We start from the raw sequence: 20,868 nt of genomic DNA, 5'->3' as shown, positions 1-20,868 counted from the left end.
TTTCAAACGGATCTTGAAAGCTTGCAAAACTCAATTCATTTTTATAAGAGAGAGTCCTTTATTAGGGAATGCATTAAATATTCATCATATTTATATTTATTAGAAGTTTTAGTAAGTATTACAGCTTTTGCTTTTATTTAGACTTAGGAATTATTCAAGGAAGAGTTCTTAAAATATTGAAAAAGCGGGCGTGGTGGCATTGGTAGATATGCTAGACTTAGGATCTTGTGCCGCGAGGTGTGGGAGTTCGAGTCTCCACACCTGCACAAAAAGTAGAATAGAAATCTTCGACTTTTTTCTTTTAAAATAGCCCTCAATTTTTATTCGGGTACAACATAGGTAGAACATCTTCTTCTTGCTCATGACTATATAGAAAACACTGACAGGAACTTCTCTGAAACTAATTATGCTATTAGCTTACATTCTCATAGTTATTTTTCTATGCTCTTTTTTCAGAGGTATGGGGTGACATACTCAGAATTTTGAAGTAAATAAATAAACTTCAAAAAGCAGGGGTGGAGAACAAGAATGGATGAGTCTTGAAGATATATAATCCATATCACCGCAATTTAAACTCGTAAAATACACCCATCAAAAGACTACGGCATAAAGCCATCGCTTCGCCCAAAACTCATTTATTCCGTTTCCTTTTGAGCTGTGATTTTAACTTCCGTTTGGGTGACCGCTTAAATATTGTTTAATCTAAATTCAAAAGCTATGTATTTACAAAATTTACAGCAGGATGACATCTTTGTTCCATCAGAAATGAAATCCTTAAAAACTTTGACGCAAATGGAATCTAGACGTGGACTTGACAACGTCATTATCTCCAATGGGAAAATCGTCAATGTCGTATCGAACAGCTACGGACATATTCCGAATCCATTGTTCTTCAGAAAAGCTGAAGACATGCTATCCAATGCAGACCTGAACTACCATAAACGTACCATCAATAAGAATGATAGGTCCTTTATTACGGACTTCATTATTGAGGATAAAAGTCAATTCTTTGTGAAAAACAAAGAGGATTTGATATTGCCGATGCTTCGTTTTAAGAACTCTTATGACGGTAGCGAAAAGACCTCTGGCCACTTCGGGTTTTACCGAAAAGTATGTTCTAACGGTTTGCACGTTTCTCAGGCGGAAATAGAGTTTTCCATAAAGCACAGTAAGAACAACACGCATCTAATTATGCCTCGACTGAACAACTTGTTTGACAAATTTTTAGATAACGAGTTTTACACCATTACTAAGAAGTTCGATAAGATGAAAGCATTTAAAATTATTGATACACAAGAGTTCGTTAAAGCTATTCTTGATAAAACGAAGCTGTTTAGGTACGAATGTAGCGACAAGAATAGTAGCCCTTCAAAAAAGTCTCGTGAAGTCATTAAGATTTTGAATTACGAGGCCTTATTGCTCAACGAAGAACCAAATCTATGGTTAGGCTACAATGCTTTTAACTCGGTTTTACACAATACATTAAAGAAAGGCTTCGGTCAACAAGAGCGGTTGGATAAGAAGTTATTCGATGAAGTCTTTGACATGGCTTAGAGAAATTAAAGGTTTGTCCAGTACCTTAAACTGGATTTTTTAAAATACGACATTCCTAATCCCGCTCAGCACATTCCCTTTTTCTCCGAGCCTGTCTGCCGAAAAGGCAGGAAAGCACTCCTTCACAGGAAAAGAGCTTCACTACACATATCTTGGACACAATCCCCAATTTTGGCTTTCCATGCTAACCCTTCCCGCTATGCTGGGAAGGAACACTTCATTACCGAGCCCAACTTGTGAATCAAGTCCGCTTCTTCACTGGAAAGCCATCACTTCGGTTTTATTAACAGGATTTTCGGCGCGGTCTTCTTGAGACCTCACCCGAAATTTCTTAAAAACCGATCCGCTGTCATACGCATTTTAAGGGGTTTATAATAAATGACACCTTTATTGTTTTTCGGGGCATCGAAAAACAGGCACGACATAAGCACTTCTAATTTTATCACATTTACAATGGTCACTTAACTTTCTGTACGTTCACATTGAAACTGTTCTAAAAAGAATTTCTAATGTCCTTATGGAACTTGTAAAGACTATACAAGTTTTAAAAAAAAAGAAGGTTTCTACGTCCTTGAAAATCCAAAGATTTTCTACGTTGCAGACACTCCTGATTTGTGTTCTAAAAGTCTTGACAAAACCCACGTCATCTATGGTGCGGAGCACGAAAGAAATCGAACAAAACACCCCTTAAAATTTAATCTGTTTTAAATCCCATAGGGGAAACATTAATCTAAATTTTTTAAATCATGAGTACATTAAGAAACAAAGTACAGTTAATCGGAAACGTTGGTGTTGAGCCAACCATTACAGAATTAGAGAACGGTAAAAAAGTAGCCCGTATTGCCATGGCAACAAACGAGCATTACAAAAACAGTAAGGGCGAAAAACAAACCGATACCAATTGGCACAATCTTGTGGCATGGGGCAAGGTTGCGGACATCATTGAAAAGTTTGCAACTAAAGGCAAAGAAGTTGTTATTGAAGGTAAACTAACTTCACGTTCATACGAGGATAAGGAGGGTATAATACGCTATGTGACCGAAATTCAAGTTAAGGAAGTATTATTTCTAGGAAACCATAAATAGGATTAAGAAGAGGGTGTTCCCTTTTAATGTAACACCCTCTTTTCATTATTAATTTCTAAAGAAACTTACAATGAACAGCAAAGTTAATGAAATACAAATAAGTTATAAAGAGAAACTCAAGACGCAAGTAAAAATTTCAAGTTCTTCAGATGCCAAGGATATTCTTTATAAGCATTGGAATAAAAACACTATAGGTTTATTTGAAACCTTTAATATTATGCTTCTTAATAATTCAAATATGGTCAAAGGAATTTGCCAAATATCTTCGGGAGGTATTACTGGAACTCTCGTAGATGTTAGAATTTTGTTTGGTATCGTTTTAAAGTCACTTTCGGTTGGTGTTATTTTAGCACATAATCACCCTAGTGGAATCTTAAAACCAAGTGAAGCCGATAAAATCCTTACCCAAAAAATAAAAAAAGCAGCTGCGCTTTTTGATGTTAAAATACTAGACCATTTGATAATCATTCCAAATGGGAAGTATTACAGTTTTGCAGATCATAATGTCTTATAATTTAAAATTTAGGAATCATGATATACTTAAATTATAATAATCTGGATGCTGAAACTCAAGAGCGGTTACTTCAAAATTCAAAGTGTGATGTGGAGCAACAGTCTGGGGATGACTTAAAAGCTTATGCCATAGAAAATCATTTAGATTATGATACCCTTCTAAATGAAGAGGCTATTCGAAATCTATATAACTACATATTCGTTTTTAATATCTAGAGCTTACTTCAACCATCCATGAGACCTTTGAGTTTTTCAAAGGTCTTTTTTCAAAAACCGTATAAAGTATAAATGAGGATGTCATTTTTTTAAAAATCTGACGTCCTAGAACCTGCCGTTTTTGAAAATCATTTTGAATACCATAAAACCAAAGCATTTGACATCAATTCGCGTTTTTAATTAGAGCCTAAAACAAATACCTTTAATACCGTAGCAAGTTGTTATGAGTAAAAAAAGCAACGGACTTTTTAGTCAGGTTGTTTGAAAATTTTGTCATGCTGAAGCATGACGAAATCGATAAGCAAGAGGGTAACACGCGATGCGATGTTACAGGTTTTTATTTTTATGCAATCCCTTATAGATAAAGGGATTAGAGGTTTTATGAAAAAAAGGTGTTTTTCCATTTTCACGGAAAAACTCTTAGAGCCCAGTAAAACCAACAAATTTTTCACGAAAAAATGGATAAAGGATATGAAAAAGAACGATTTGAGAGTTTAAGCATCAAATCTTCAGTAGCACATAAATTTAGAAAGTATTGTAAAACTATTTCAAAATCACAGTCGATGACCTTATACCATATGATTAACTTTTTTGAATTAAATGGAGTTTCTCCGCAAGATAATCTAGGGGATAGCATTACCTCACTAAAAGGGCAAATCATTAAACGCTCTAATGCCATTATCGCCATTATCAAGAGCATAGAAAAGATGCATCACAAACCAACCACCCTCATTTTAAAAACACTGTTTGAAGAAACTGCCAAAATGGAAAGTATTGAAGAAGACACTTTTAATTTTGGAACACCAAAACTCATTACAGAACGTGAAGAACTTGAGTATTATCAGAAAGCCTATCACAAATCTCAGAAAGATTATACGAACCTAAAACAAGACACCACAGATCTGCTTAAAACATTGAAATATGTGAGAAATAATTTTGGCGTCGGACATTATAGATTAGATGTTAATAAAGAGTCTATGAAACAATTTAAAAAAAAACTGGAGCATGTACATGAGTATAACACCCCAGAAAATAGGAGCTAATTACGCAAGTTCTGTTGCCGATTTTGTTGGATATTTAGAAAAAGAGAATGAAGGGAAACCCCGGGAGGATATGGAGTTTTTTTTTAACCAATATGATGATGCCGTTTCTAACAAAACGGTTATTCATGATATTGATTCGAATACGTCCAAACTTAAGAAATCAGAACCAAAATTCTATGCATTGACAGTTAGCCCGAGTCAACATGAATTAAAACATTTAAAAAATCATTCACAAGATTTGAAAGCTTATACCCGTGCACTTATGGAGGATTATGCGAAAGCATTTAATCGCGAAATTGATGGTAGACCAATTCACGTAGACGACATTGTATATTATGCCAAAGTAGAACATGAAAGAATTTATAAAGGTATGGATAAGGCCATTCAAGAAAATGCCCCTTTTCAAAAGAAGATCGTGCGCTTAAGACATGATATTCTGAAAATTGAACAGGGTAAATTGCAAGGTGATCGTAAGGCCATTTTAAGGCAAATAAAGCAGCTTAATGCCGACGCGCCCCATCAGCTAAATGGGCAAATGATTGTTCAAGGTATGCCGAAACAAGGGGCGCAATCTCATATTCATATTATAATGAGTAGGAAAGATAAGTCCAATAGATATAGTTTATCTCCAGGGAGTAAATACAAAGCTTCTGAAGTAGAAATGAATGGTAAAATAGTCAAGCGCGGGTTTAATAGAGATGTGTTTTTTTCGAATTCTGAAAAAACTTTTGATAAAAAGTTTCAATACAATCGCAATTATGTGGAATCTTATAAGGCTAGAAAGCTTTTTATTAAAAACCCACAAAAATACTTGGCAAGCATCATGGGTTTACCAACTACGCAAAAAGCAATAGCTTTTAAAATGCTTAGTAAAGCAGGTGTGAATACAACGCTTTTAAATTTGCCTACCAATAAAGTGCAATTGATGTTAAAAGCGATTAAGTATTTAAAACGAAGTATCGGAAAAGCTATCGAATCTGGATCTATCGGGATATGAGTTTGTCATGGCCACATATTGTTCTGTATATCATCATTCCAGTACTCATTTTGAGTATTGTAGTTTATGTCTTTTTTCATGAAGAAGGTGCTGGCTCTGCTGATAAAAAATATGGAGTTCGTTTTAAACTGAAACGGGGGAAGTTGAAAATTGATAATATTAAACGTGGTGTATCTGTTATTGGTTCGGCTGGTAGTGGGAAAACAGAAAGTGTCGTTTATAATCTCTTGCAGCATTTCAGTAAACACGACTTCTGCGGAATCATTCATGATTATAAGGATTTTGAACTTACCGAAATGGCATATCCCTTGTTTCAGAATAAAGATCAAGTGACATTCTACATCATTTCATTTGATCGGATCTACTCTAAAGTAAACCCTATAGCTCCGAGGTATCTGCCGAATGAAGAAAGTGTCAATGAACTTTCTAGGGTACTTATTGAAAATTTATTGGAACAAACGGGCGTGCCCAACGCCACGTCACGTTTCTTTAATGATGCTGTGGAAGGCTTATTGGCAGGTTTGATTTGGAAACTAAAATGTGATTACCCAAAGTATTGCACCTTACCATATCTCATTGCTACCTTTCAAAGTATGCATACTAAAAAACTAGTGGCTTTTCTCAGTTCCAACATCACCTCTAAAAGTATGGCGAGTGCTTTTATTAATGGGATAGAATCTGAAAAGCAAACGGCAGGCGTGAAAAGTACGTTAGCTAATGCGTTTAAGAAGATTAGTTCTCAACGTATTTTTATGGTACTCTCAAAAGATGAAGTGCCACTTGATGCCAATAAACCAGATAATCGCGCTGTCATATCCATAGTCAATAATCCGAAATACGAATCGGCCTATGCACCTATAATAGCAACAATCATGCACACGGTTATTAAACAAATGAGTGTTCGGCATCGAGAATCGTCATTTATACTTTTAGAGGAAGCACCTACCATTCGATTAGTGAATATGCATCGCATTCCGGCTACGCTAAGGAGTTATGATATCTCTACAGTCTACATCATGCAAGATAAAATACAGAATGATATGCTCTATGGAGATAAAGCCAGTAAAGCGATTTTGAGCAATTTATCTTATCAGTTTTTTGGAAAGGTCAATGACCCCGATACCGCCAAATACTATGAGCAGTTTTTTGAGTTAATAAAAATGAAAACCACGAGCGTTAATAAAGGCTTTAATCTCAATTTTGATACCAGAGTTACCAAAGGGGAGAAGGAAGTTTCTAAACAGCGGGCCGCTATTTTCTTCCAATTAAAACAAGGAGAGTTTGTTGCCTTTGCGGATGGAAAAGATAAAAAGGTGCAGTTTAAACTCCAAAAGATAGTAAAGGTATTGCCTGAAAAAAAGGTTGTACTCACGGATGAGGAATTAGAGCTTCATTATAAGCGGATATATGGAGAGATAGCCAACTTATTTTGATCGCTTTTAATTTCATGTTGATTTTTAGACTACCATGTGTTTGTGTCATTTGTCTGTAAAGGATTAAAGTTTGACTACAAAGTAATAAATTCAATAATCGCTATGATAAACCCGAAACTTAACTAAATTTACTTATTTTATTGAATATGAATACTAAACTAAGGACTTACATTTTATGTGCTAATCAAAAAGCGATGGCCTTGTATAAGTTGTCCAAAGAAACTCTTATGACATCTACAAGCTATGATTTTATGGTCTTTGGGTTTTCCAAATGGGAGGACGTCATAGAAGATATGGAGGAATGGGAAGACTTTGTTGCTATTGATGAAACAACCTATCATGAATTACATGCTAATCTCTGTGTGAAACTCAGGGCACTGATTCGATATTTCTAAATGCTATAATATGGGAATGCTGGTTGTCTTCTTCTTTAAAATATTGGAATTTATCCTGTGGGGTGTATTCAGATCTGTCTTTCCGCGTAAAACATATAGAAACAATTACAGAACCTTGTCAGATATGGAGAAAGTAACCTATTTGGAAAGAAGAAGACAGTTCAAGGGATATAAAAAAGGATGGCTCTATTTTAGATGTAAAGAAGAAGGCTTGTTAAAAGCATACAAGCAGATGTTTAAAAAAGAGAGTATTAAGTCTATAGAGGCAAAAAAAAATGAATAAGGTTTCGTTTTAGTATGGATGCTTTTAACATTTAAATGAAGCCATTTATGGCCTGTATTTTAAAAAAAATTAGCTATTATGCTGATTTAAATATTATAAGCATGAATGACGTCGACAATATCCTCTTTAATAAATTCCCAGTGCTTTCCCATGTAACAAATAGGATCGAAGTCATGATCCGCCTGTGAAAAATCAATAAAATTTTGAAGGATTAGTGCGCTGTCATGTCCATAAGGGTAACGTTGCTTATGCAATTGTAACATGTGTTCAATATTATAAGTGTTAAAGAGTTCGTGTAAGTCCCAAAAATCCTTTTTTCTACCACCTCTTTGTATAACATCTAGCTTCATGGCAATGATTTCTTCTATGGTTGCCATTCTAATACGGTCTTCAGTATATTCAGGCTGTATATATTCATCCGTATAATAAACATCTAATTTTAAAGCGTGGTCTGAATCATGGCCTATAAAATAAGCCTTTCCTAATCCAGGGTCGATGTTACTAAGATGGTCAATATAGGCGAAGTTTGATTCAAGATAGGTATCGATGACTTTAAAGTCAATAGTACCATAAGCAGCATCGCTAAATAAATCAATATCGATAGATTCCCTATGCCCAATTTGTAGACTTAATGCTGTTCCTCCAACCAACCTGAAATCACTAAAGACTTCTGAATCCATGAGTTGTCCTAAGCTTTCTCGAAGTAAGTCATTTACTGTATTATAATATAACATGGAAATATATAGGCTTATAATCTAGACACCGTATATGGTTTTCTAGTTGTTGCGTTTAAAGTTGCATTTATTTTCTTTAGACCATAAAAGCGGCGAATCTCTTTTTGTTCATCCGTGTTGCCACGCTCAAAAACACGCTTTATAACCGCCTTATATTGTTTGTCCCAATCTATAGTGTTAATATCTGTATCCCAGAATAAAGATGGTCTTAAAATGGAAAGGTTTGGAGTTTTTAAGGTCTGTTTTTTCTTTTCTTTAGCAATGTCATAATACGTTTGTAATAGAGCTAAGGTGCCTTCTTCCATATCTAACTCAGTTTCTATCTTTAAGGCTAGATGGGTATTAAGTTTTCTTTTACCTTTAGTAATCGCATTAAGTGTTTGGGGATGTTCATTTATGGACATAGCAAATGGACGTTGACGAATCAAACGTTTATTTAGCTCACGCTCAAGTATAAAACCCGGATGGATGCCTTTGTATTTTTCTATGAGGTCATTCATAATACAAATATAAATAATTTTGTTTACATTTTTAAAAACAAATACCTTGCCAGATATCATAATTAAATGAGCATATAGGAGCATAGTGATGATCTTTAAAGGCAGAGCAGTATTCAGTTTTGATGACTACACTCTTAAATAACGGAGTTATTGCTTTTTGGTGAGCGTATCTGTAGGTAATATGTGTTCTTTAATAATGGTTGTGTTTAAGGTGTCCTGGGTAGGTTTCATGGGAATATTTAGAGCCTTTTTAATCATACTATTTCCATCAACTTTAGGTTTTGGATTTCCAAAAAATAAAATAAAACCAATCCCAATAACCGTAATTATATTACTAATGATATAAAACTTTAACCAAGGTCTTCTCTCTGTTTTGCTGTTTAAAGGTTTTGATTCAATATAAACACCAGGCTCATTATAACCTAAAGCCTCGTTACAATTTTTAAGGGTTTGAACCACTTCATTTCTTCTTTCATTATGGTTGCGAAGAATAAAATAGCATGTGGAAGCAAGTGCCAAATCTATTATAAATAACCCTATTTTTCCAAATTCGGAAAGCGAGAACTGAGATATAAAACCACCAAAGGCAAATTGTAAGGTTAGAAACCCAGAAAAAATTCTCAAATCTGCACGCATCATAACCTGTAATAAATTCGACATATCAGCATGTCTATGAAGTAATGCTTCAAATTTTTTCTGTTTGTTTAATTTCATCTAATTCCTTTGTATTAATAGCCTATTACTGCCTTATTAGGCATTTGATTAAAAAACTAAATTAATAAATACAGACTGAATAGCAAATTTCTCAAAATCCTAGGAAGTCTATGAACCTAAGTCGTCATTTTTCTATGAAGTTATACCCCAAAAAAATAGAGCCTTCAATTGCACTAATACGGCAATTAAATCTCAAAAAAAAAGTCCCACCGAAGCAGGACTCAAGAATTTCTTCTACGGCATATAGCCTTATTGTGATAAGATTAAAGATTAGAATAAAATTTTCACATCCCAAATGTACGAATTTATTTCTTAATAATTAATGAGATTTCCCGTAAGAAAAATAATAAAATTCTTTTAGCTTTATAGTCACTAATTTATTAAAATTATGACGAAAATATTAGGATTGGATTTAGGAACAAACTCTATTGGTTGGGCGTTAATAAATGAAAAGGAAAATAACATTTTAGGAATCGGAAGTAGAATATTTCCTGAGGGTGTCGTAAATCTAGGAGAAGGAGAGGGGAGAGAGGCTTCAAAAAATGCAAGTAGAACGGATGCCCGTGGTACAAGAAGACAATTTTATAGACGTAGATTGCGCAAACGCTATTTATTACGTGAACTTGCCAAAAAAGGCTTATGTCCTATAGAATACTCTGTTGTTAAGATATGGAATCAGAAAGAAATATTTAGTAATCATGATTTACAGGAATGGTTAAAATTGAATCCATATCAATTAAGGGCGAAAGCCATTAAAGAACAAATTAGTTTAGTAGAATTAGGTAGAATATTTTATCATATGATTCAGCGGCGTGGATTTCAAAGTAATAGCAGAAGCGCTGGTGCTGATAATAATGAGAAAAGTGTCATTTTTAAAGGTGATACTAAAATTGGTAAAATTGGAATTAGTGAAACTGCTGAAAGCATTAAGGATAGCCAAACACTTGGAGCTTTTTTGAATACTATTTACCCTAAAGAAAATGAGCCTTATACAGGAGATTTAAAACGTATAAGAAACAGGTATACCACAAGACAAATGTATGTTGATGAGTTTGAAACCATTTGGGAAACTCAAAAACAATTTCATCCAGAGTTAACAAAAGAACTCAAAACTATTTTAGGCGGACGAAAAAAAGATGGTTACTCAGAAGATGGTGTTCTATTTCATCAGCGACCGCTTCGCTCGCAAAAACATTTAGTGGGGCACTGTACATTTGAGCCAAAAAAAACAAAATGCCCAGTTAGTGCCATTCCAAACGAAGAGCGAAGAATCTACGAATGGGTAAATACCTTAAAATGTGATTTGTCGGGAGAAAAAGTAGTTATAACTCAAGATGAAAGGGAGAAGATATTAAAATTTCTATTTTCAAAAGAAAAAATAAAGTTCAAAGAAGTTAGAAAAACAATAGGGAAGTTAGATGGTCATTTTCAATTTAATTACAAAGACGATGATAAAATTCTAGGAAGTCATACTATTAGTAACTTATCGAATAAAAAGTTTTTTGGAGATAAATGGTTTGATTTTTCAGAAAAAGAAAAAGAAGATATTTGGCACGTGCTTTACAATTTTGATGATAGAGATAGACTGAAACAATATGCTATAGAGAAATGGGGTTTTAGTGAGGAAAAGGCTGATAGAATTTCAAAATTCAATTTAAAGGACGGTTACGCTAATTTGAGCAGAAAAGCTATTAATAATATCCTTCCATTCTTAAAAATGGGGTTTATGAATGATGTTTCTGTAGGACTTGGTGGTGTTAGAAATGCGTTAGGAGATACATGGCATACTAACAAGCAATTTATGTTAGATAATGTTCCAGAAATTGTACGATCAAACCTTAAAGGGGGTTATATAAAACCTTTGAAGGAAATGTTAAAAGCCGAATGCCGACTTTCAGATAAAGAATTATTAAAATTATACCATCATAGTAGTGCTATTGAAACAAGTATGTTATTAGACCGACTACCTGTAAACCCAATAGCAGATAAAGAAATTCAAGGCATTAAAAATCCTGTTGTTATTACAGCGCTTTTTGAAATTAGAAAATTAGTCAATGAAATTATTGATGATTACGGCAAACCAGATGAAATTAAAGTTGAGTTGGCACGTGACTTAAAATCTTCTAAAAAAAACAGATATGAAACGAGGAGGAAGCAACAATTTTTAGAAAAGCAAAACGATCGCGTAAAAGCCGAGTTAGATTATATTGGACAACGACCAACACATCTAAACCTTTTAAAATATAAGCTCTGGGAAGAATGTAATAAAACCTGTCCATATACGGGTAAAAATATCGAAGTTAATCAATTGTTTAGTGGGGAAGTACAAATTGAGCATATTTACCCTTGGAGTCGTTCATTAAACGATAGTTTTATGAATAAAACGCTTTGTTTTGCAGATGAGAATAGGGCTAAAGACGATTTAACACCTTATGAATTTTACAGTAAACAAGGAGAGGAAAAGTGGCAAGCTATAAAGTTACAAGCTTTGAGTTGTTTTAAAAATAAAGCTAATTACCCAAATGCCTATAATAAATTTAAACAGTTTGTAAAGAAAAAACAGGATGATGACTTTATTAGCCGACAATTAAATGATACACGATATATAAGTAAAGAAGCTAAAAACTACCTTTCTAAAATATGTGGTAAAGTAATGGTGGCTCCAGGACAAATGACATCTAAATTGAGACATCATTGGGGATTAAATACAATTTTGAACCAAGAAAAAGATGCTAAATCCAGGGATGACCACCGTCATCATGCCATAGATGCTTTGGTTATGGCATGCGCAACTAGAAGTCATTTACAAGAGTTAAGTAAATGGAATCGTTATGATAGAAATTATGCATTGCATCAATTTCCTATGCCATGGGAATCGTTTAGAGAAGATGCTGAAATTGCTATAGAGCAGATTTTGGTATCTCATAAAAAATCGAAATCTATTTTAACTGTAAGGACGCATACAACAAAAAAACAGGGTAAAACTTATAAAAATATAGGAGTCGCAGCAAGAGGGCAATTACATCATCAGACAGTTTATGGTAGCAATAAAAATTGTAATACTGATGAATATGTTTATAGGGTTGCCATTAATAGTTTGAGTTTTTTACAGTTAAATAATATTATTGATTTAAAATTGAAGGAGGTGATTGTTGATAATATTTTAAAATCATTTGATTATGATGAAAAGGATTTTTTTCTTAAAATGATTAGTAAAGAGAAAAATCTAGATAAACAGAATCAAAAAATAATTAAGGGAAAAGTAGATAGATATCTTAAAGAAAATAAATTTTTCATGCCTAATGAAGGTAAGAGGTATAAAAAGTTAAATAAAAAAGAGCCATCAGGAATAAAAAGAGAACCAATACCAATTTATAAAGTTAGAGTAAAGAAGGTTTTAGGTAGGGCAGAACGATTAAAGGATAATATAAAACAATATGTAGACCCTCAAAAAAACCATCATGTGTTAATTTATAAAGATGAGAAAGGGAATTTAAAGGAAGATGTAGTAACGTTTTGGACGGTTGTTGAACGCAAGCGGAAAGGATTTCCAGTATATCAATTACCTGCAGATGGAAAAGAAATAGTTACAACTTTGCATATTAACGATATGTTTTTGTTAGGTCTAAACGAAGATGAAATTGATTGGGAAAATCCTAATAAGAACGTTTTGAAAGATTACATTTATAGAGTACAAAAGTTAACCTCTGGTGATTATTTTTTCAGAAAACATACTTCTTCGACTGTTACAGATGATAAATACAAACAAGTTAGAGGTTTTGGAGAAGGTAAAACAGGTTGGTTTACGTTTAATCCTATTAAAGTAAAAATTTCTGTTACTGGAAAAATAGAAAAAATATAGATTTATATTTACAATAAAATCTAAAGTTCTTTGACATAAATTTATTAATTTTAAATAACTAAACCACAATTTATAATTGACTTTTCAGTTTTTACAATGATTTAGACCTTTTTGATTAAAGATTAGAGAACACGATATTAATAATAATGTTTAAAACTTGTGTGCAACTGTTGTGGTTTGATTAAAGATTAGAGAACACGATATTTTAGTAAAAGCTATACTTAGTTGAATTACTGTTGTGGTTTGATTAAAGATTAGAGAACACGATATTGCCAAAATAATGGATAGTTTAGATATATATGTTGTGGTTTGATTAAAGATTAGAGAACACGATATTAGAAATTGCATTTTCACAATACGGTATTGAGTTGTGGTTTGATTAAAGATTAGAGAACACGATATTTTTTTTAACAAGGTGTTTCGATGTTTTTTGGTTGTGGTTTGATTAAAGATTAGAGAACACGATATTCTCCTTAAACATTTTACACATTTGCCGCAGTTGTGGTTTGATTAAAGATTAGAGAACACGATATTGACAACTCCTATATATGGATCCATACAGATGTTGTGGTTTGATTAAAGATTAGAGAACACGATATTAAGTTTAAAAACTACCCGTATAAATTAAAAGTTGTGGTTTGATTAAAGATTAGAGAACACGATATTAGTTTAACGGGCGGAATAGGCATGATTCACGTTGTGGTTTGATTAAAGATTAGAGAACACGATATTAACTATATTGTAATACGGTGTTCCTGTATGGTTGTGGTTTGATTAAAGATTAGAGAACACGATATTCACGCACATACAATACGCTTTTAGGGATAAGTTGTGGTTTGATTAAAGATTAGAGAACACGATATTGATAAGCTTTGGAAAGAGAAGTATTTGAAAGTTGTGGTTTGATTAAAGATTAGAGAACACGATATTAATATCCATTTCCGTTTCGCGTAAAGCTTGTTGTGGTTTGATTAAAGATTAGAGAACACGATATTTGATAAGTACGACACCAATGACGCCGGATCGTTGTGGTTTGATTAAAGATTAGAGAACACGATATTACGAAATTATTTGGTTTACCTAAAGCAACAGTTGTGGTTTGATTAAAGATTAGAGAACACGATATTAAGGACAAGAATTAGATTTGTTGATGATTTGTTGTGGTTTGATTAAAGATTAGAGAACACGATATTTTCAAGAAAGGAGAAATCACTTTATCACGTGTTGTGGTTTGATTAAAGATTAGAGAACACGATATTTTCCTGACTATTCTATAAAGCCAATAAAATGTTGTGGTTTGATTAAAGATTAGAGAACACGATATTCATGATACCTCCAACGGTTTCATCATTTATGTTGTGGTTTGATTAAAGATTAGAGAACACGATATTAAAAGCTATTCCAGTAATACAAGAATACATGTTGTGGTTTGATTAAAGATTAGAGAACACGATATTTACCCGTGAATATTAAATCTGTGCCACTTAGTTGTGGTTTGATTAAAGATTAGAGAACACGATATTGTCTCCATCTGTATTACTATCTGGTGAACAGTTGTGGTTTGATTAAAGATTAGAGAACACGATATTTCGACCCGCGCATTGAAGCTGTTGCTATACGTTGTGGTTTGATTAAAGATTAGAGAACACGATATTAAGGTTCGAAAGCCTTTTTTGTGTGGAGCAGTTGTGGTTTGATTAAAGATTAGAGAACACGATATTAGTTGATGGAGCAGTTAATAATGCTCAAATGTTGTGGTTTGATTAAAGATTAGAGAACACGATATTTTGATACTGAAAGTTATATTCCTATTGTTAGTTGTGGTTTGATTAAAGATTAGAGAACACGATATTAGTTGAAGGTATGTCTTCTGATAATCATGTGTTTAAGATGAAATATCGTTTAAAAAAATGCTTCTTTTTTGCAATGATAGGGCAAGATTGAAGCATTTTTTGTTTTAAAACAATTCTAATTGTGTTGGCTGCGTTTCTTTAGGAGCTTCAGATCGTCCCCAAAAATTCATGATATTGCCAAATTGTTTGTCAGTAATTCTAAGAATGCTAACTTTTCCAAAGGGAGGTAGTAGTTTTTTAATCCTTTTTTCATGTGCATCTGCACTTTCACTACTGGCACAATGACGCATATATACAGAATATTGCATCATAGTAAAACCATCTTTTAATAAGTTTTTTCTAAATCCAGAAGCATTTTTTCTGTCTTTAGCGGTGTCTGTTGGTAAGTCAAAAAATACAAATAACCACATAATTCTATAACCGTTTAGTTCCATAATTTAGGATACTTAATTTTCTTTCTTTTTCCCGAATAACAATGTTGTAGTGAGCTAGCTGTTTTTTGTAAAGCAACTATTAGGGTGCTTTTCTCTCCTTTAAAATAAACTGTTCTGGTAAGAATTGACAGAATTTCAGATTTTATTAAAGTATTAAGTTCTTGTTCATCATATTGTTGAATAATATAATGAACAACTTCATCTACAATTGGTCTGAAAGGTTCCATTATATCGTCTGCTAGAGCAAAGGCATTATATTTACTTTTATGATGTATGCCTAAAGTATTAAGCAAACCACTTCCAGATAAGGCTCTAGCCGTTGCTGCCCTTAAAATAGCATAACCGTAGTTTAAAAAGTTATTGGGGTAATTGCCAAATCGAGCTCTTTTAAAGTCAATTTCAAAAAAAGACTTCCAATAAAAATTAGCGGCAACAGCTTCCATATTTGAAGTGTCTCCACTTAAAACTTTACTCTCTAAGAATTCAAAGTTGTTTGTTTTGTGGGTTGTTTTTTCTAACAGAATACCTTGATTTCTAATTTTCTCTTTGATGGTCTGTTGCCACAATTGTTTTTTTAAAGGTAAGCTTGCTTCAATTTGATGTTTAAATATTTCTTGTTGTATGTGATGACTGTTGAGGTTTAGTAACATCGAATTTGGTAAGTGCTTTTCATTACAAAAAATCACTGCGCAATTATTGTTTATTAATTTATTAAGAGCTGGAATACTAATGTATGTTTCACAGTGGTCTATCACCAGATAGCCAATGTCTTCAATCGGTATTGTTTTATTTCTTTGGTTAGATTTAATGACGAGTTGCTCATGAGAAGTAGTGATAGAGCATTTATTGGTAAATAATAGTGTTTTCTTTAGCATAAATTATTAAGAGTTAACAAGATTTAAAAAATATGCTAATTAATAATTAAGTTAAAGGGAGTTATAAATATAGTAATTAAAGGTGTGTAAAATAAGTTTGAACAATTAAAGTTTATTTTCAGTAGTTTTCAAATGTTGAGAGGTGTCCTGTCTAGACTAAGAAAATCTATTATGCTATAATAACAGGGATGATACAATTGTCATAAACGAGATTCAATTTAATAAATGAAAATCATCCTATATTTCAAAATCAAATAACTCTTTTGGGTGAATATTTAACCCTTTAGCTAATTCTAAAATAGTAGATAGAGAAATGTTTCTTTGTCCTTTTTCTATTTTGCTGAGATCACTATTATCTATATTGCATCTTGTAGCTAATTGCCTGTAGCTCAACCTTCTGTCTTTTCGTAGTTTATTTAGATTTTCACCAAATAAAACTTTAAAAAAATCTTTGTCAATATTATCAATTGGTGAGCTCATCAGATAGCAATTTCTAAAGTTTTTAATAAATAAATGAGGGTATATATACCTGCAATCAATATTTTTATTACCTTGGTCTCAGAATTAATATATTTGCGATTCTTCGTATTAAAAAAATTTGAAGCTATCGCTTTGAGTCTCTGAAAAGAAAACTGGTAATTTTTGCAGATGAGATGATAAGTAGATTGGCTCACGACCTAGGCGTGAGCTCTCTTATCTCTGCAAGGTATACCAGTACCTCTTTTCAGATAAGTTGAGTTTCACGCTTTTTTGTAATTATACATTTGCTTTAAACTCTCCTTGTCTTAGCGTTGTTTCGTTTTTTTTAGAATTGCATGGTTTAGATTTAATTAGAATGCAACACATTTTTTGTAATGAAAATCAGAAAACAAACTATCAGAGTTTTTACGAGCTCGGGGTTTCTGTATTAGAAATTCTTTTTAAGAAAAAACCTAAAGGCCCGATATAGGCTATTCATGCTATGAGATGTACGTTACATCTTTCTGGATTTTATTATTTACTCTTTTTTATCTCATAGCTACAACATTCATTTTAATGGTATCCAGACCAACTATTTTATACAAAGCCTAATGCTTATGTGCTTTCACATGCCCTTTTATACAGGTGTTTGAATTAGTCATTTTACACTCTATAGTGAAAAAATAATGGACTCAAGGATGTTTGAAAGCAATCCTTAATATAAAACTAATATAACACGACACTGCCTATGATTAGACACTAATAAAAACAAAAAGCCTCCTAACAAACTTTCGAACGGTCAATAGGAGGCTTATACCAATTAAACAAATTAATGTTCAACCTAATTCAAAATTATGAAAAATAATTATATAAGTCAGAGTAGGCGTATACTATTCTTTTCTTTTTGCCTAATACTTGTTCCCATATTTACCGAAGCTTTATCTATAGATGGTATTTTACTTAATCATCATACCGCTAATGCCAATATTCAACAGTCACCAATTCATGGCGTTATTAAAGATGTGGCTGGTTTACCTGTACCTGGAGCACATATTAAAATTAAAGGTAGCAGTCAAGGTGTGGCTTCCGATTTTGATGGATCTTACATCATCCTAGCACAGCCAAATGATACCTTGATCGTTTCGGCACTTGGTTTTATAACGCAAACTATTGTTGTTAATAATGTTTCACAAATCAATATTCAGTTAATAGAGGATGTTACTCAATTGGATGTCGTAACTCTTAATGCTGGCTATTATTCTGTAGAGGAAAAAGAGCGTACCGGTAATATTGTAAGTATAAAGGCAAAAACAATTGAAAAGCAACCTGTTAATAATCCACTAGCCGCCATGCAAGGTCATTTATCAGGCGTTAATATTGTACAATCTTCTGGGGTTCCTGGAAGTGGTTTTGATATAGAAATTAGAGGGAAGAATTTTATAAATGGTGTTTCTGATCCTTTGTTTATCGTGGATGGCATTCCCTTTAGTTCTCAGTCCTTAGGTTCATTTGATGTGTCTGGTCAAATCAATAATGGAAACATAAGCCCCTTGAATGCAATTAATCCCAGTGATATTGAAAGTATTGAGGTCTTAAAGGATGCCGATGCCACGGCTATTTATGGTTCTCGAGGAGCAAACGGAGTTGTTCTTATCACCACTAAAAAAGGTAAAGTGGGTAAAACTCAGTTTAAGGCCAATATGAGTAGTACACTTGGTCAAGTATCCAACTTTTTAGATTTGATGAACACCCAACAATACCTAGAGATCCGGAAAGAAGGTATTAATAATGATGGATTTGGTTCTTTTCTTGAGAATCCAGCCTTTGATTTCATTTGGCCCGATGTAAAGAGTTGGGATAATACACGTTATACAGACTGGCAAAAAGAATTAATAGGAGGTACAGCTTATCGGAATAATGCTCAATTGTCTGTTTCGGGCGGTAGTGAGGGGACACAATTTTTGATTAGTGGAGGCTACCAAAAAGAGACCACCGTTTTTCCTGGTGATGCAAACTATAAAAAGGCAACTGTACATAGTAACTTAAATCACCAGTCCAACGATAAACGCTTTAAAATGAACCTGTCTACAATTTATACAAACGAGAAAAATGTATTGCCAAGAACAGACTTTACAAGCATGGCGTATAGGCTTGAACCGAATGCACCAGAATTATACGATGATACGGGTAATTTGAATTGGGAGAACAATACTTGGGATAACCCTTTGGCTGCGCTTGAAGAGATTTATGAAGTAAAAATAAACACCCTAATTGCTAATGCAGGAATGTCCTATATGGTATTTCCAAATCTTGAATTCAAGACGAATTTAGGTTATAATACTTATGGTTTGGAATCTTATAGGACACTTCCATCTTCAGCAAGAAACCCTCAATTTGGTTTTACACCTCAAAACTATTCGTCAATAACAACGAACAATTCCAAACGGGTATCATGGATAATTGAACCGCAGTTGAATTGGACTAAACAATGGGAAAATTCCAAATTACAAGTGTTATTGGGGTCGACTTTTCAAAGAGAACGCTCGCAACAATTTGTTCAAAAGGGCATGGGATTCCCGAATAATAGTTTGATACTCAATTTAACAGCGGCAGAAACTTTAGACGTTTTAGAAGATTCAGATAGCGAGTATAGTTATCAGGCCTTTTTTGGTCGTGTTAACTTCAATTGGAAAGATAAATATATTCTCAATCTTACAGGGCGCCGGGATGGGTCCTCTAGATTTGGTCCAGGTAAACAGTTTGGGAATTTTGGTGCGGTAGGGCTAGCATGGTTGTTTTCAAATGAACGTATGTTTAGCAAAAATTCTATTTTGAGTTTTGGAAAGTTGCGAGCCAGCTATGGATCAACAGGAAGTGACAATATTGGAGACTATAAGTTTTTAGATACTTACCATGTTACAGGTTTTGATTATAATGGAGCCACCATATTAGAACCTACAGGTATTTTTAATCCTTTATTTGGGTGGGAAGAAAATATAAAGCTTGAAGCAGCTTTGGAACTTGGCTTCTTACAGGATCGAATACTAATAAATACATCTTGGTATCGAAACCGCTCGTCTAATCAATTAATTGGTATTCCATTGGCAGCAACAACCGGGTTTCCTGAGTTAACAGGGAATTTTGATGCCACCGTGGAAAATACTGGGTTTGAAGTGGATTTTCGTTCTGTTAATATTCAAAATAAGCATTTTAAATGGACGACAACATTTAATATTTCTGTTCCTAAAAATAAATTAGTGAAGTTCCCGGGACTTGAAACGTCAACTTTTGCGAATAGGTTTATTATCGGGAAGCCACTTACAATAACCAAGCTATATCATGCTTTAGGGGTAGATACAGAAGCAGGTGTTTATCAGTTTGAAGATTATAACGAAGATGACGTTATAAGTAGCCCACAGGATAGGCAATGGATTGAGGATTTGGCACCTGAATTTTATGGAGGCTTAGGAAATGTCCTCAGTTATAAGAATTTCACATTGGACTTCTTTTTCCAGTTTAAAAAGCAAAACGCATTTAATGAATTAAGATTTGTTGCAACACCAGGCTACAGAGGAAATGCTTCAGTAAGATTATTGGATAGATGGCAACAGCCTGGAGATTCAAATCCCATTGAAATGGCTTCTGGAGGATTGGCATTACGGGAAGACACAGGTGGGTTGCAAAGAAGAAGTCAGGCTGCTATTTCCGATGCTTCGTTTATCAGATTAAGGAGTGTGTCTTTAAATTATAAACTTCCTACTATTCGAAAGGGGTTTGATGTAAACGTATATCTGCAAGGGCAAAACTTACTAACTTTTACGAATTATGATGGTCCCGACCCCGAGCAGCCTTCCAATAGCCAATTACCACAATTGCGCCAATTAACCTTAGGACTACAATTAGGCTTTTAACTTATAA

At 33.5% G+C, this 20,868-nt stretch carries 17 protein-coding genes, 1 tRNA gene and 1 CRISPR repeat array; of the genes, 12 read left to right on the top strand and 6 right to left on the bottom strand.

Annotation, left to right across the window (positions count from 1 at the left end):
* Positions 1-184 precede the first annotated feature (184 nt).
* The 10 genes from Q0857_RS12825 to Q0857_RS12780 all read left to right on the top strand — a co-directional run bounded on the left by Q0857_RS12825 (position 185) and on the right by Q0857_RS12780 (position 7,519).
* Positions 185-266 (top strand) — tRNA-Leu (locus Q0857_RS12825).
* A gap of 451 nt (positions 267-717) precedes the next feature.
* Positions 718-1,554, top strand: a complete 837-nt coding sequence (locus Q0857_RS12820) for a DUF932 domain-containing protein (RefSeq protein WP_298535899.1) — start codon at positions 718-720, stop codon at positions 1,552-1,554.
* A gap of 746 nt (positions 1,555-2,300) precedes the next feature.
* Positions 2,301-2,639 carry a single-stranded DNA-binding protein gene (locus Q0857_RS12815; protein WP_298535897.1) on the top strand — a complete coding sequence of 113 codons (339 nt, stop codon included), beginning with the start codon at positions 2,301-2,303 and terminating at the stop codon, positions 2,637-2,639.
* A 70-nt stretch (positions 2,640-2,709) separates the two neighbouring features.
* Positions 2,710-3,153 (top strand): RadC family protein, encoded by a 444-nt coding sequence (locus Q0857_RS12810; RefSeq protein ID WP_298535895.1) that lies wholly within the window; start codon positions 2,710-2,712, stop codon positions 3,151-3,153.
* A 17-nt stretch (positions 3,154-3,170) separates the two neighbouring features.
* Complete coding sequence (locus Q0857_RS12805) at positions 3,171-3,368, top strand: hypothetical protein (protein ID WP_298535892.1); 198 nt, start codon at positions 3,171-3,173, stop codon at positions 3,366-3,368.
* A gap of 458 nt (positions 3,369-3,826) precedes the next feature.
* Entirely contained in the window at positions 3,827-4,411 is a 585-nt protein-coding gene (locus tag Q0857_RS12800) for a BfmA/BtgA family mobilization protein (protein ID WP_298535890.1), read from the top strand.
* The gene (gene mobB / locus Q0857_RS12795; protein ID WP_298535888.1) at positions 4,374-5,408 is read left to right on the top strand and encodes a MobB family relaxase; all 1,035 of its coding nucleotides are present in this window, start codon (positions 4,374-4,376) and stop codon (positions 5,406-5,408) included. Before Q0857_RS12800 ends, mobB begins: the two co-directional genes overlap by 38 nt.
* The gene (locus Q0857_RS12790) at positions 5,405-6,841 is read left to right on the top strand and encodes a type IV secretory system conjugative DNA transfer family protein (protein WP_298535886.1); all 1,437 of its coding nucleotides are present in this window, start codon (positions 5,405-5,407) and stop codon (positions 6,839-6,841) included. Before mobB ends, Q0857_RS12790 begins: the two co-directional genes overlap by 4 nt.
* A 146-nt stretch (positions 6,842-6,987) precedes the next feature.
* Complete coding sequence (locus Q0857_RS12785) at positions 6,988-7,236, top strand: hypothetical protein (protein ID WP_298535884.1); 249 nt, start codon at positions 6,988-6,990, stop codon at positions 7,234-7,236.
* A gap of 43 nt (positions 7,237-7,279) precedes the next feature.
* Entirely contained in the window at positions 7,280-7,519 is a 240-nt protein-coding gene (locus tag Q0857_RS12780; protein WP_298535882.1) for a hypothetical protein, read from the top strand.
* A gap of 86 nt (positions 7,520-7,605) precedes the next feature.
* Here the strand turns inward: Q0857_RS12780 and Q0857_RS12775 are convergent, their stop codons facing one another.
* From Q0857_RS12775 to Q0857_RS12765, 3 genes are all read right to left on the bottom strand, one after another.
* On the bottom strand, positions 7,606-8,253 hold the full coding sequence (locus tag Q0857_RS12775) for a nucleotidyl transferase AbiEii/AbiGii toxin family protein (RefSeq protein ID WP_298535880.1): 648 nt from the start codon (positions 8,251-8,253) through the stop codon (positions 7,606-7,608).
* A gap of 14 nt (positions 8,254-8,267) precedes the next feature.
* Positions 8,268-8,753: a plasmid maintenance system antidote protein gene (locus Q0857_RS12770; protein WP_298535878.1), complete on the bottom strand. Its 486-nt coding sequence runs from the start codon at positions 8,751-8,753 to the stop codon at positions 8,268-8,270.
* 147 nt (positions 8,754-8,900) lie between these two features.
* Complete coding sequence (locus Q0857_RS12765) at positions 8,901-9,467, bottom strand: hypothetical protein (protein WP_298535876.1); 567 nt, start codon at positions 9,465-9,467, stop codon at positions 8,901-8,903.
* A gap of 388 nt (positions 9,468-9,855) precedes the next feature.
* Here Q0857_RS12765 and cas9 point away from each other — a divergent pair, with 388 nt between their 5' ends.
* Positions 9,856-13,329 (top strand): type II CRISPR RNA-guided endonuclease Cas9, encoded by a 3,474-nt coding sequence (gene cas9, locus Q0857_RS12760; protein ID WP_298535874.1) that lies wholly within the window; start codon positions 9,856-9,858, stop codon positions 13,327-13,329.
* Positions 13,330-13,432: 103 nt separating this feature from the next.
* A CRISPR array of direct repeats spans positions 13,433-15,182; the repeat unit is 36 nt; unit sequence GTTGTGGTTTGATTAAAGATTAGAGAACACGATATT.
* 104 nt (positions 15,183-15,286) lie between these two features.
* On the opposite strand, the gene cas2 is transcribed toward cas9, so the two are convergent.
* From cas2 to Q0857_RS12745, 3 genes are all read right to left on the bottom strand, one after another.
* The gene (gene cas2, locus Q0857_RS12755; RefSeq protein ID WP_298535872.1) at positions 15,287-15,616 is read right to left on the bottom strand and encodes a CRISPR-associated endonuclease Cas2; all 330 of its coding nucleotides are present in this window, start codon (positions 15,614-15,616) and stop codon (positions 15,287-15,289) included.
* Positions 15,607-16,491, bottom strand: a complete 885-nt coding sequence (gene cas1, locus Q0857_RS12750) for a type II CRISPR-associated endonuclease Cas1 (RefSeq protein WP_298535870.1) — start codon at positions 16,489-16,491, stop codon at positions 15,607-15,609. Before cas1 ends, cas2 begins: the two co-directional genes overlap by 10 nt.
* Before the next feature lie 237 nt (positions 16,492-16,728).
* Positions 16,729-16,971: a helix-turn-helix transcriptional regulator gene (locus tag Q0857_RS12745; protein WP_298535868.1), complete on the bottom strand. Its 243-nt coding sequence runs from the start codon at positions 16,969-16,971 to the stop codon at positions 16,729-16,731.
* Between the two features lie 833 nt (positions 16,972-17,804).
* Between Q0857_RS12745 and Q0857_RS12740 the strand changes: the two genes are divergently transcribed.
* On the top strand, positions 17,805-20,861 hold the full coding sequence (locus Q0857_RS12740) for a SusC/RagA family TonB-linked outer membrane protein (protein WP_298535866.1): 3,057 nt from the start codon (positions 17,805-17,807) through the stop codon (positions 20,859-20,861).
* The last annotated feature ends 7 nt before the right edge of the window (positions 20,862-20,868 follow it).

This window comes from uncultured Algibacter sp. (genome assembly GCF_947495925.1).
Classification (GTDB): domain Bacteria; phylum Bacteroidota; class Bacteroidia; order Flavobacteriales; family Flavobacteriaceae; genus Algibacter_E.
The sequence above is the reverse complement of the archived record's forward strand: the minus strand, read 5'-3'. Positions and strand labels throughout refer to the sequence as shown.